This is a genomic window from Deltaproteobacteria bacterium, assembly GCA_020845775.1.
In the GTDB taxonomy this organism is placed as follows: Bacteria; Bdellovibrionota_C; UBA2361; order SZUA-149; family JADLFC01; genus JADLFC01.
The window spans coordinates 1-13,996 of record JADLFC010000044.1; the positions used below are offsets into that span (position 1 = coordinate 1).

The 13,996-nt window shown below is 43.9% G+C and carries 8 protein-coding genes; 4 read left to right on the forward strand and 4 right to left on the reverse strand.

The window, feature by feature from the left end; translation table 11 throughout:
• The coding region (locus IT291_03035) for a right-handed parallel beta-helix repeat-containing protein (protein MCC6220196.1) at window positions 1–1,536 on the forward strand (1,536 nt) is incomplete at its 5' end.
• 120 nt (window positions 1,537–1,656) lie between these two features.
• Complete coding sequence (locus IT291_03040) at window positions 1,657–4,491, forward strand: hypothetical protein (protein ID MCC6220197.1); 2,835 nt, start codon at window positions 1,657–1,659, stop codon at window positions 4,489–4,491.
• A 338-nt stretch (window positions 4,492–4,829) separates the two neighbouring features.
• Here IT291_03040 and IT291_03045 read toward each other — a convergent pair whose 3' ends face one another.
• From IT291_03045 to IT291_03055, 3 genes are all read right to left on the reverse strand, one after another.
• The gene (locus IT291_03045) at window positions 4,830–5,189 is read right to left on the reverse strand and encodes a hypothetical protein (protein MCC6220198.1); all 360 of its coding nucleotides are present in this window, start codon (window positions 5,187–5,189) and stop codon (window positions 4,830–4,832) included.
• Window positions 5,190–5,414: 225 nt separating this feature from the next.
• Window positions 5,415–7,016, reverse strand: coding sequence for a hypothetical protein (locus tag IT291_03050; GenBank protein MCC6220199.1), 1,602 nt, complete (start codon window positions 7,014–7,016; stop codon window positions 5,415–5,417).
• A gap of 563 nt (window positions 7,017–7,579) precedes the next feature.
• Window positions 7,580–7,930, reverse strand: a complete 351-nt coding sequence (locus tag IT291_03055) for a hypothetical protein (protein ID MCC6220200.1) — start codon at window positions 7,928–7,930, stop codon at window positions 7,580–7,582.
• Window positions 7,931–8,129: 199 nt separating this feature from the next.
• On the opposite strand from IT291_03055, the gene IT291_03060 reads away from it, so the two are divergent.
• Both IT291_03060 and IT291_03065 read left to right on the forward strand, forming a co-directional pair.
• Window positions 8,130–9,590 (forward strand): hypothetical protein, encoded by a 1,461-nt coding sequence (locus IT291_03060; GenBank protein MCC6220201.1) that lies wholly within the window; start codon window positions 8,130–8,132, stop codon window positions 9,588–9,590.
• A 13-nt stretch (window positions 9,591–9,603) separates the two neighbouring features.
• Window positions 9,604–12,759, forward strand: coding sequence for an error-prone DNA polymerase (locus IT291_03065; GenBank protein ID MCC6220202.1), 3,156 nt, complete (start codon window positions 9,604–9,606; stop codon window positions 12,757–12,759).
• Between the two features lie 485 nt (window positions 12,760–13,244).
• On the opposite strand, the gene IT291_03070 is transcribed toward IT291_03065, so the two are convergent.
• Window positions 13,245–13,772, reverse strand: coding sequence for a hypothetical protein (locus IT291_03070; protein MCC6220203.1), 528 nt, complete (start codon window positions 13,770–13,772; stop codon window positions 13,245–13,247).
• Window positions 13,773–13,996 lie beyond the last annotated feature (224 nt).

Consider the following 13,996-nt stretch of genomic DNA (forward strand, 5'->3'; position numbering starts at 1 on the left):
GTAAGCACCGAAATATGTGGAGATGGGATTGATCAGGACTGCAATGGCAGCGATTTGTTCTGTAGTGGATTGGATTCCGATCGGGATGGATTTCAAGTGGGAGTAGATTGCGACGATGCCAATTCTCGCATTTATCCAGGTCGCTCCGTCGAGTGCAGTAGTTCCTGCGGCCGTGGCACCAAAACTTGCAAAACAAACGGAAGTTATTCGCCTTGTTCTTGCACTCCACTTTGCGAGGCTACCGGCAGTGGTCGCTGTTATTACGTCGCGGCAGCATCCGGCTCGGACAATAGCAATGGCACCTTTAACGCGCCGTGGAAGACATTAAGAAATTTGGCGTCTTATTATTCTGGTAGCGATGCTCCATCTAACGCCGTGAATTTAAGTCCTGGCGATGTGGTTTATTTGATTGGGGATTATTATAGAGACACCTACGAATACGACGGAAGCAAGCACGCAATCGTGCTAAGAAACATTAACGGCACCGCAAGCAATCCCATTACTATTAAAGCCTATCCCGAAGGCTCTGTGCCATTGATATGGCCCATAGATAGAGCTACGGGGATGTGGATCTTTCAGTCTAGCTACATAATACTGGATGGCATAGAAATTAGTGGCGCATATCAGCAAGGCCTGTTACTCGAAGAATCTTCTAACATCAAACTGCAAAATATCCGCATACATGACACTGATGGTGTTGACAATGACAACATTGCTGGATTGAGGGTGGTCGATGTTCGCAACCTAGAAGTGCACCATAGCGCATTTCACGACAATTATGACCGCACTAACGCGGACACCCAGGGCATGAAAACCGAGAATAGCAGAAACATCGTTTTGTTTGGCGGCGGTGGAATAGTTAGATTCCACCATAATGTGATTTATCACACACAAAATATTGGCGTGGACAAAACTGGGTCTTGCTTGGCCTATAAGCACGCAGCCTCTATACCGAACTCGGTTTTTGAAGTTGACAATAATGTATTTACAAATTGCTTTTTTGAATCAGTTGGTTCGGGAACTAATAACAGCAGAATTCACCACAACCTGATTATAGACAGCGATCCAATTAAAATAATGAATCACGGGGGCGTCACGAATATCGATAACATTCTAATTGAAAACAATACCTCGGTCGGAAATATTGGCCTATATTACCAACCAAGCAGTGAATATAATCCTCTTGGCCTCCTAACATATCGCAAAAATATAGTCGTCGATACCGGTGCCTATTCACAGGAGCGCGGCATCGTCACGGTAGATCCGTACGGTGACGACTCTACATATGACGATGTGGTAGCTGGAGGTAAAATTAGCATAGACAATAACTGTTATTTTAATCCGAGAGCCTCGTTGCGATGGGCTCTATTTGCAGCAAATGGGGGCAATTACGGCATTAAGGGAGCCTTACATAATTTTCAGTCCTGGCAACAAGTTGGATTCGATACTCACTCAGCAACCCTGGATCCGCAACTCGACAGCAGTCACTTTCCGCATAATTCAACCTGTGCAAATTACGGACACTTAGCGAAGTAGTTATTATTTCAAAATAGTACTTTTTGGTCTAAATATATGCGCGTCGGATCGTAACGCCTTCCATTAAACTGGCCGATTCTAATACTACAGCCTTACTGGCCGCAGACCAGGTAGTATCAGATGTTAGCAAAACGGTCGGCATACGTTAGAAACTCTAATATATCTAGCTACATAGTAGCTACTTTCCGTTGCTTGGTTTTTTGTCTGATATTTATTGGCCTAGGGCCTTTTCTGCACGCCACACGGCTTCAAGCGGCAGAGCTAGACCTTAGCGGCGTCACATTAGGGCAGAATGGCGAGGGTGATGGCTTATCGTTTGCGCTGAGAAGCGGAAATCGACCGGCGTTTAGCTTTTTTAACTCACTAGAGAACGATCTAATCTTTACAACTTTTGACCATGGGTACTGGCACAAGGAAACAGTTGACAGTAGCTTGACATCACCCTCCTCAACTGCCCTACTTTTCCTACAGGACAAGCCGCATATCATTTATGTCGACAACAGTGCACATCAACTACTTCATGCCTACAAGGAAAACCTAACATGGCAAAAGGAGACAATCGACGTCTCCTCACGAGTTGGAAGGGAGATTTCAGCTAGCATTTGTGGCTCATCACTGTGCCTAAGCTACTACGATGAAAATCTACGCACGCTAAAATTTGCAAGTGGAGTGTGGAAAAACTGGTCTACTCAAAGAGTCGATTTGTCCAGCAACGATGTCGGATCAATGAGCAGCATTGTTACTCTTAGCACTAACAAGTCGGTAATTGCGTATTTCGACGCAACTGGCAAGAGACCTAAAATTGCAACTCAAAGCAGTAGTTCGAGCTGGAGCATAGAGACACTTACCTACTCAACGAGTAAATTTGGGATGTGGCCTGCTCTTGCGGTAGACTCTAGCGATGCAATCTACTTTTGCTCATCTGGCTACCAAATTACAGATGAGAACATTAGTGACGATCGCTTAGTCTATGCCAAAAAACCTAGTGGCAAATCCTGGTCGATAGAATTTCTGGATTGGCCACATGTGGGGGCTCATTGCAGTATAACTAGCATTTCCAATCAACCAGTAATAGCGTATCGCTATCAGAGGTATGCAAGCAGCATTGACCGCAGGAGCGCACTATTCTTGAGGTTTAAAACCACTAGCAGCACCGGCTGGAATTGGCAGGTAATATACGAGCAAAACGATGCCTTTCATGCTTACAATCGCTTGTCGCTAAAAACCAACTCTTTAGGGCAAATCGTCTTGGGGCAGAGCTTTGTGCGAGCAAGCAAGTCGACTTTACCATCACTTTCTAGCTACAAGTTGTTTGCACCCCATGGCAGTGAATATTTGACTGACATTTTTAGCAACCCAAACGACAGTCCCGATGATGATGATGGAGGTGGCGGAGGTGGTGGCGGCAATGGCGAGGTCGACTCAGATGGAGATGGATTAAGCGATGCTGAAGAGGCGGTTTACGGCACGGATATTCGCGATAGTGATTCGGATGATGATGGAACGAGCGATGGTCAGGAGGTAACTAACGGCAGTAACCCACTGGACCCAGGTAGCGATCTGCCGATTTTAAATCAAACGCTGTGTGCTGAGTGGAATGGTTTTTTGGAGAACATGTTTAACTTTCTCGAGCACGTAAATTTAAGCGATGGTGGTCTAAACGTGCAGACGACTCTTTTTGATATTTCTGGGCAGCCTCGAGGCTCTACTGCTTTTTACATCGGTCGGGCTACTGAATACGACGTTTCTGTGCACGATTTAGAGGGCCGAGAGCAAAATTCTTACGGTCGAGTCTGTTCTTCGCATGATGGACGAGCTGGAGATTTGGACGGAAGAATGGTCTACTATAAACCTAGCCGAAACTATAACCCTGGTTCACCTGAGTTTGAGTTCGCCTTAGCTATGCCGCTTACTAACGGCAAGCGAGGAGCTCAATACGTTCCATTTAATACTTTTCAAGCTAGCATTTCACCTACAGATTCAAACAACATCGTTGCTAATTGGATTCAGCTCACCAACTTGAGCCATGGAGACGCTACTGGCACGCTTACATTTTTTGCGCAAGATGGTTCTCTCTTATCCCAGGAGAGCGTTTTTATTAAGGCTCGCGCCAGGCGCGATTTTTCCGCACATCATTTAGGCCCATCGTTGGTGGGACTTGTAAAATGGCAGCCCTCGAACGGCGATGACGAATTCCAGCTTAGAAATGTGCGATACCTTTACGACAATCCATATGGGGCGAACACATTTGATACGGCTTTCCAGTTAGAGGGCGGCTGGGGGAGCGGCGAGAAACTCGCTCTGCCGCTAGATACTTCGCAAGGCTCGTCGATAATCGAGTTGTCTAACACTAGTTCGCACAATATTTCCGTTAGTGTCGACATATACGGTAACGACGGTTCGGGGCGCCTCAACACTTCTATGGCGCTGCCTCCACATGCAACGTTTCATTTGATAACTGACGAAATATTAAGTCGGGAAAAGGGCATTGCCATCCTCCGTGGCTCGCGTCCGGCCAGCCTAATGGCAGTCACAATGCAGTATGCTAGAAAATCAGACGGTGGCGTTCATTACATGTATGGGATTGGAGGCAAACAAGCATTGGGAGTTGTTCTAAGTGGCAGCTACAACACCTTTTTATCCCAAGAATCACGGCTGTGGTTGTTAAATCCAAGTGAGCAAACTGTGGAAGTAACTATTTCCATGGTTCGCTCGGACGGAACTATTATTTTGGGCAATGGTTTAAGTCGCTCACAAGCTATGAACGACATTCTCCTAGGAGAAAGCATTGTAGTGCCTGCACACGGTCTAAGCACGCTTGATTTAAGTAGCTACGACATACCCGATAACTATGGAGTAGTTACCGTCCAGCCTTCTATTCCGAATTCGGTCGTATCCTGGATTACGCGACACAGAAATAACGATTACGTAATACCAACCCCTGTAAGACAGTAACCATACTGAATTAGCATCGCAACCAGGGGCTACGAGTTCTATACCGTTTCCAAAAAGTAAGTTAAATATTTTACTTTTTGGAAACGGTGTTTGTTGTTTATTGGCAAGTGCTTACGCACTCGCTGTTTATACCATTTACAAAAATCCTTTTTGTAAATGGTATAAACGTGAAAAGTGCCACTTTTCACGTTTAAAACTGGCCGTTTTCGCAAAACACGGATAATTACCAATGTTATTAGCTACTTAGACAAACAGGTAAGATAAGGGTTAAACCTTTCCTAATTGCCGGCGGCCATGAAACTCTCCATGTTCCCATGGCCGCAGAGGATGAAAAACCATCAGTCTTCATCCTCTTTTTCTGTACAGTATGCGCGGTCGATCTCCATCAAAATCGCCCGTGCAATTTTTTCCGGCGAGTGTAATTTTCTATGCTCCTTGTTTAACAACGCAAAGAACATATTCCTCCTATCTCGCCGCGAAACATTTTGTTTTTTTACAATCTGCCGCGCAACCTCTTTCAAGGCTGCCAACAGATTGTTTCCATCAATGACGTTTACCCATTTGTAAACGTCATTGATGCTTAGCCCTATCTGCGTCTCGCGGTTAATCTCCGCGAGAAACGCAAATAGATCTTTTATATCCTTGACATCCGAGTCAAGGATAATCGCCCTAATCATCCCCTGACTCGTGATCTTCATTTTTCTCTCCTTAAAAAAACCCAATACTCCCCTATCTTCTTTTAATATAGCCCCTCGCTAGATTAAAAGAAGACGAGCCGACATTGGAGGAACAAAATTATTAGTATGGACAATTTAAAGGAACGAAGAATTTTACTGCTAGGCAGTGGCGCGCATTATGCACCAACTTCGCGCATCGAGTCAAAGGCGAGGATGTGCAAGGAAATGCGTCGAGGTTAGAAAAAACTAGTATTTGCCTATATTTGGCAAGTCATCAAGCTCAACTAGGAGGGGGAAGGGCAATTTATTTGTAGATTTTTGCCCATTTACGCTACTTGCAACTATCTCCTCAACGGCTGCATGCGTCTCTTGAACTAATTTATGGGAAAGCTGCTTATATAACTTTGTGTCTCGCTGTGAAGATTCGAACACCAATATAAGATGCCTTGCATTCTCACCGCGCAGCGCAAGTCGCTCAGTAAAAAGGAGATGATTAAACAGTTGACCTTTTGCTGGATAAATCTCCTTCCCAAACTCTGCTACTTGGCCTTCGTTAAGAAGCCCTCCACATCCAAATTTTCGATTCTCCACTATGTTCTTTTGCAAAAGGCCTGCATAGGAAGTTTTAATTTCGGTTAAATAGAGGCATCCATCCTTTTTCAACAAAACATCTATTGGCATTTCGTCTCTCTGCGTATTTGTCAAACCAAAAACGCGATCATTTTCTTGCCTGGCAAATTGCACATTCTTGTGAACCCGCGGATGAATTGCACTAACGGCAAAACCCTCATTTGCGAGATCTGTAATAGCCCTCGCTTCGTTATATACGCCAATGTGATTTCCGCCATTCTTAAGCTGAGAGAACGCCTCATCAAATATTTTGTGCACCTCCAGAGACGCAGTTGAATTTTGTGCCTTGCAAACTTTTAAAAGCTCAGACAAATCTTCAAAGAAGGCAAGCGCATTCCCGCTACGATCTTTAGAAAGTAATTCAACGATATTCTTTTCAGGCACATATGCGGAAAAACTCGGCTCTTCCATTAGAACATTTACGGCCGTTATAACCCTTTCTTTCACTTTTTTGGCGGCTTCAAGACTAAGATGACCGCTTTTCGAAAGTTCCGGCACAGAAGAGTTTGCGCGCTTTCTATTTACCGCTAAGTCATAAACTTCTTCTATTACAGAGTCGATTCCTTCAATGAGTTGAGAACTTAGTTTCGCTCCTCGGCTTAAATGCCCACTTTTAAACTCTTCTGCTGCAGCAGTCACTTCGGCAGAAATATGCGTAAATTTAGCTTGTCCTTTAACAAGAGTGCTAGATTTACTTGCAGAGTCAGCAATATCTGTAATTTTTTTAACTTTAGAAATATTACCCACGCCCTTATCTGTCAGCTCTGTTAACACTGCCATTTGGAGCATACCTATAGTCTCTAACGGCCGCCCCTCCTTCCAAGGAGAGACATAGGATTGCAATAATGCCTTTGCCGATGCGATGGGATGTTTAAATATTGTTTTTAGAACATTTCTAACATTTGCAGCCGTCTTATCGTATTGCTCAGGGTTAGTGAGTAGCCCTATGGTAGACAAATTGAATCCACCTTTTGCAATATCCACCACTCCCTCTATTGTGTTTGTAAGCTCGGTAGTTTGGCCATTTAAGTAATCACTAAAATGTTCTTTCAGCGTCCTGGAAGAAGCGTGAGGATTGGGCACTTTAGCTTCGCTGAATATTTCTTCTCTCCAGTCGGTTTCGTTAGTAGGAAGTATAAAGTCGTCGGGCAGCGGAAGTTCAGGCTCTCTCCCTAAAAGGTCTCCTTTATAAAACTCCTGCTTAAATTTAAGTCCCACTATAACCTTTTTACTATCAGATAATACTAATATTTTTAGGCATGTATTCTCGTTATGCCTAAAATAAATATAACTGTAGCTCTCTCTAGCAAAACATTGTCCTACCCCTTGCTTGTTTTATAAATTTTATATATAGAAAAAAACTAGAACACACAACCACAAACCCCTAGGTTTTATAGTTAATTCTTGCTTATGCTTTCGACTCTCTTGTCTAATGGCTCTGTTTGGCTTGCAAAGAATAGCTCTCTAGAAAAGGGACAGTGCCAAGCTAGTTCTAAGCTAACACTGGGCATCTCACCCATAGATGAGGAACTGCCGATTAACTTGAGCACGGGATGTTTTCACGAATGGACTTTGCAGAACAAAGCTACTTCTAAAGGGAAAAATTTGTGGCAACCGCCATTTTGCGTCCTACTGACAGTTATTAGCCATGTTGTCGCACACAACCCAATATTTAAAAACAGCATCATTGCATGGGTGGGCGACAGATGTTGGCTGACGCCGAGCTTTATTACAAGCACTTTGCCGCTAGATACTAGTTGTAAAATTTTAAACAAGAGCATTTACCTCAATCCCCCGACTAAAGCTAAACGCCTTTGGGCCGCAATTGAAATATTGCGCTCACATCTTGCTAGCATACTCGTCTTAGATGGAAGTGGCTTTAATTTTAATTCGACGCGCCGCCTACACCTAGCAACGACCAAGGCCACAAATCTTTGCTTAGTAATGCGACCGCCCTGGGAGCTTAACTGCCATTCAGTAGCACAAACGAGATGGAGGGTTTCTCCCTTGCCTTCAGAAAAAACTAATAGCAAGTGGTGCGTAGAACTCTTGCGATGCAAGGGGATAGCTTCTCCCCTAACTTGGGCTATATACACAGATCTAATTTCAAGCTCAAAAAAGCCACATGACACCCATGATACCTACACATAATACCAAGGAGAGTTTTCCATAGGCAGCGCGAGCGTGGGTTCCTACAACAAACCCCGCTAAGCGAGCGCCGACTGTGGAAAACTCGCTGCTGTCTTACGCCATCCACTTTTCCGGCACCGAATAACATTTGCACTAACATTACACTAAAACTAAAGCGCACTGAGATGCCACTTACAGCAAATGCCAAATGTCACAGACAAAAACATTCTTTCGATCTTCCTCCCTCGACTTTCGACAAAAACTTTAGACATTCGAGATACCCTCAGCAAATTGGCGCATTGGTCAACGAAGTTCTCTCCTATCGCAAATATCGACACTGCTCATTATAGACGTGAAAATTTGAATCTCACCTCAGACACTCTCTCTCACGGTATAAATATCGACATAACAGCCAGTCTGCAACTGTTTAAAGGGAAAAACCACATCCTAAACTCTATAGCCAAAAAGCTAACCAGCTTACATTTCAATTTTCGCCTAGCCATTGCGCCCACTTTGGGATGCGCTTGGGCCATATCGCGATATAGCTCAGAAGATATCGCAATCGCGTGTCCACACTCCCTATTTGAAGTCTTGACACCTTTACCTATTCAAGCGCTACGCCTGGATGACCACACCCTAAAAGGTTTACATGAAGTAGGCATTACGCATGTAGAGCATCTCCTTAACATAGAGCCCGATGCTCTTGCCGAACGATTTGGCCCATTTTTAACCAAGCGCCTACAACAAGCCTTGGGATTAGAAGAGGAGTTAATTGATCCCATTAAATTGGCAACGCCATTAATTGCAAAGAGAGACTTTGAGGAGCCACTAAAACTAATAGACGCTATAGAAGCCGCAGTAAAACAACTAGTAGAAGACATATTGCTACTAGCTAAACGCGAAAGCCGCAATATTCGCTCATTGATGTTGGAGTTTGGATACAAATCAATGCCGAGCGAAAAAAGGGATATTCTCTTATCTTTCCCTTCCTGCGACTTCAAACATATCTGGTCCTTGCTACGACCTAAACTCGAACACTTAGAACTGCATGCGGAGGTAATTTTTATATCGTTAACAATCACAGACACAGCCACTAAAGATTTCGACCAAGGCGAAATGTTTCTAAAGTCCTTCCACGCAGACAAAGCCGTTAATGTAAACAAAGGCAAATTATTGGATACATTGATTAACGAACTAGGAAGTGAACAAGTAGCTCATGCCCATTTTCACGCATCGCATATTCCCGAAAGATCATTTTCTTTTGCACCACTAGCTAGAAACTATTTAACTCACACTTTAGCCGAGCACTCTCTACTAACAACTGTAGAGGAACATTCTCTCACAACTACGACACGTCCCTCGGTGTTATTTAGGCAGCCGGAGCTAATTCAAACTGACGCCGTCACCGCAGAGCTTGCTCCTTCTTGGCTTCAGTGGCAAGGGATATTCCACAGCATTGCCCAAATGACAGGGCCCGAAAGAATATTTCCCGAGTGGTGGCGATCTCACTCTTTTGCAACATCCCCACTAGATGGGAGCCCTACAAAGCAACATAGCGGTTCGCGCGACTACTTCACTGTGCAAACACAAGATGGAACTTGGCTTTGGATTTTTCGCGACTTAAATACTTCGCAATGGTTTCTCCACGGCATCTGGGCCTAGGATTTATAACGCTATGCCACTAACCAGAGCCACCTACTGCGAACTCCAAGTAACTAGCAATTTTTCCTTCCTTTATGGAGCTAGCCATCCTGAGGAACTAATTGCTCAAGCAGCTCTTCTAAATTACAAAGCCATTGCCATTACAGATAGGAATACTTTAGCAGGCATTGTGCGCGCACATGTCGCTGCTAAAAAGCATAGCATATCGCTAATAGTAGGTTGTCATCTGGAGATTGACACTTCGCCTTTCGGTTATCACGATGCGCATTTGTCAACATCCAATGGGAAACTCTCTATTTTAGCTTATCCCACATGTAAGGCTTCTTACTCTAGTCTCTCTGGCATTCTTTCTTTAGGTAAGCGCAGGACATTAAAAGGCCAATGTAATTTAACGCTAGAAGATTTGCTCAAATATCAGAAAGGATTATTGCTAATTATTGCGCCTAGCAGTTACAAGCTAGATTTTTTAGCACGAATTCTAGCGGAGTTAAAAAGTACATTTACTGAAGATCGCCTTGCCTTAGGCATCTCTAGGCTCTATCAACCTAACGATACCTGCACTACGGCAAAGGCTATAGAGCTAGCCAAGCGCTTTGCTGTCCCAATAGTTGCCACTAACGACGTTTGCTATCACATAAAGAGACGAAAACTTTTGCACGATGTCTTAACTTGCATAAGACTTAAAACTAGCGTGCAGAAGGCAGGATTTGCTCTTTCTTCTAATGCAGAGCACTATTTAAAGCCTCCGCAAGAAATGGAACGCCTATTTAGCGATATTCCTAAGTCACTGCTGCAGACTCAGATAATTGCTGAACGAGCACTGCATTTTTCTATGGATCAATTGACTTACGAATACCCCATCGAAATTTGCGAAGAAGGCAAAGATCCGATGCAATATCTTAGCGAGCTAACATGGGAGTGCGCCAACACTCGCTATGGTAATGACATACCTGCTAGCGTAAAAGCGCAGCTTGAGCACGAATTATCACTAATAAGCGAGCTAAATTACGCCAAATATTTTCTAACAGTTTACGACATCGTAGTCTTTGCGCGACAGCGAGGCATTTTGTGCCAAGGAAGAGGCGCAGCAGCTAATTCCGCAGTTTGTTATTGTCTAGGCATTACCTCGGTCGACCCCAGCAATATTGACATATTATTTGAAAGGTTCATCAGCAAGGAAAGAGATGAGCCACCGGACATCGACATAGACTTTGAGCACGAGCGGCGGGAAGAAGTAATTCAATACATATACAACAAATACGGCCGAGAGCGAGCTGCTTTAGTGGCAGAAGTCATAACCTACAGATCTAAAAGCGCCATACGCGACGTTGGCAAGGCTATGGGATTAACCGATGAGCAAATTGGCATTTTGCGAAAAACGCGTTTCTTGTGGAGAGAGCAGAGCATTACGTTGCGGCAGCTGCGCGACATCGGGTTAGACGACAATTTGCCAAATATTACTTGGGCCATAGAACTAAGCAGGGAATTAATTGGCTTTCCACGACACTTATCGCAACACGTAGGTGGTTTTATTATTACCAACAATGCTTTAAGCGAAATCGTGCCGATTGAAAATGCGAGCATGCCAGATAGAACCGTAATAGAATGGAACAAGGACGACATTGAGGCGATGGGCATGTTAAAAATAGATATTTTAGCTCTCGGTATGTTAACTTGCATGCGCAAAGCTCTTGATTTAATAAACTGCTCTCTCGGCACGCAATTCAATCTTCACAATATTCCTCAATGCGATAAAGGCGTTTACGACATGATCTGTCGAGCTGATACTATAGGAGTTTTTCAAATCGAGTCCCGTGCTCAAATGAACATGTTGCCTAGATTGCGCCCTCGTTGTTATTACGATTTGGTAATTGAGGTAGCTATTATTAGACCTGGCCCAATTCAGGGCAACATGGTTCATCCATATCTACGGAGGCGCTTAGGCAAGGAAAGAGCAACTTATCCCTCTAAGCAAATAGAGAGAATTCTTTCCAAAACATTAGGCGTTCCTATTTTTCAAGAGCAAGTCATGAGATTAGCCATAGTAGGCGCTGGTTTTAAGCCTGGCGAGGCGGATGAGCTAAGGCGTGCCATGGCTGCGTGGAAGCACAAGAGTAACATTTTAGATGGATTTAGGGAGCGCATTATAAGTGGAATGCTAGCAAACGGCTATTCAATTGATTTTGCAAAGTCATATTTCGAACAAATCAAAGGGTTTGGAGAATATGGATTTCCTGAATCTCATGCAGCTTCTTTTGCCTTGCTCGTATATGTTTCTGCTTGGCTAAAGCACCATTATCCCGGCCCATTTTGCGCTGCTTTGCTAAACAGTCAGCCCATGGGATTTTATCAGCCTGCTCAAATTGTAGACGATGCGAAGCGGCATGGAGTAACTATACTTCCGGTTGATGTAAATCATAGCGAGTGGGATTGCTCATTAGAGGGAGACATTTATTCTCTCCGGCTTGGGATGCGTTTAGTTAAGGGTTTAAGACAAGCAGAAGCCGTAACCATAGCCGCAGTGGTGAGAGAAAATGGTTTATACAACAGTATCGCCAAACTCTTTTACGATAGTGGCGTAAGCATACAATGCTTAAAAAGCCTAGCCTTAGCCGATGCCTTTTCATCCATGAACTACACTCGTCAACAGGCTTTATGGGAGATTCGATCGCTACATCCTAAACACTTTTTGCCGTTATTAGATACCCTAGAACGAGGAGCACGAGCAACGAACTTACCCTTCATTTCGCTTCCTCAAAATGTGTGGCAGGATTACCAAGCAACAGGGCTATCGCTCAAAGCTCATCCGCTGTCTTTTTTCCGCAAGACACTGATAGCTGACGGCATAGTTTGCGCAATTGAGCTAAAAAATGCATTGCATTTTCCACGAGGTAAAAGCGTAAAAGTAGCGGGCCTAGTGTTGACGCGACAAAGGCCAATGACGGCATCTGGGGTGGTTTTTGTTACCCTTGAGGATGAAACTTCTTTTGCCAATTTAATTATTCGCCCGCACATCTTTGAACAAAAGCGCACGGTTATTTGCGAAAGCAGCATGCTTTTAGTCGCCGGCAAGATAGAACGCGCTGGAGAGGTCGTGCACGTGATAGTAGACGACGCATACCGACTTGCAGAACTATATTTACCTACACCTACTCCAGTTCAGCGATAACAGTTACTACAGCTCACTTCCGCTTTAATTTCCCTGGTAGATGCAACGACTTCAGAAAGACTTAAAACGTAAATCGCCTCCGCATAAGCGGCGAGCGAACTTACACCAAGCCATATATTTGTTGTAGAAATCTATCTTGTTCGGGTCATAGAGTCTGGTTGTATCGATGTTCGAGTCCCAACCCGTGACCCGATGCTGCGGATCGTCCATAAAAAACTGTCTAGGGTTACATTTTCACTAGCTCAACCTCAGTCATCATCCCAATAGCGCCATTCAAAGCATCGGTCATCTCACACGCAAAACCCCACCACCGCATTGAACTAACAATTCCCGATTTGGCAATTGAATTACCGAGGAACATCCGTACCAATTAGATAACGTGATAGATTCCCACCTATCAAAATCATCTAATCTTACCTCAATCAACGTGCAACCTCAATAGTCTACGTGGTTTGTAACCAGCCCTTTTCCAGTTGCGCGGTCTCTTACCGTAAACAGCTTATGATTTCTCCAACCACTCGATAATTTGTGTACTCCGGTTTTGAGACACTAGCTTTTAACGGCAAACGCTCAAGAAAGTCCTTGCTCCCAAAAATTGAGCCAAATCCCTCATGCGTGCAATTGAAAAAAAGTAGCCTACCGCTTTTTAATAGCGTTAGATCATCCCACCCGTTGGCATAAGTCTCAAATATCTTATACGTATTACGTTTAAAAAACTCTCTTTCTTTTTCTCCCATTGCCCCATAAACCATTAATCGGGAGTTGCTCTCATGGGTTACAGTGCCAGGCCACTCCGTTATACAATAGTATTCACAGGTATCCTCAAGAAGAATTTCCAATCCAATAAATAGCTTTTTAAATAGCTTTTTCTTTTTCCTTTCATTTTGATTGTAATAAAAGGAGTTAATCAACATGAAATGCGTTGCGCTCTTCAGTAGTATGGGTAATACCTCTATCTCAGCACCATTAAGCTGAATTTCTAATTCATCCTTCACCGTTAAATCTATTACCATGTGAAACACCCATTCCTTTATTCAAATATTCTCGCCGTCAGCCTTGCAGAGCTACGAAATAGAGACTTCGCATTTCAGCCGTGCACAGCGCATAATCACAGCCGCCTGACTCTGTTCTGGAGTATAGGCTCATCGTAAACGCTAGCCCACATCGAATACAGGAGCTAATTTCGCTGTAGTACCAGAACAGCTACTAGTATAGCACGAGTCTCTCATTCATTTAA

Bases quoted from the DNA above. Each gene is read 5' to 3' on its own strand.
- IT291_03040 (MCC6220197.1), top strand. From the start codon at position 1,657: ATGTTAGCAAAACGGTCGGCATACGTTAGAAACTCTAATATATCTAGC.
- IT291_03045 (MCC6220198.1), bottom strand. From the start codon at position 5,189: ATGAAGATCACGAGTCAGGGGATGATTAGGGCGATTATCCTTGACTCG.
- IT291_03060 (MCC6220201.1), top strand. From the start codon at position 8,130: ATGCCAAATGTCACAGACAAAAACATTCTTTCGATCTTCCTCCCTCGA.
- IT291_03065 (MCC6220202.1), top strand. From the start codon at position 9,604: ATGCCACTAACCAGAGCCACCTACTGCGAACTCCAAGTAACTAGCAAT.
- IT291_03070 (MCC6220203.1), bottom strand. From the start codon at position 13,772: ATGGTAATAGATTTAACGGTGAAGGATGAATTAGAAATTCAGCTTAAT.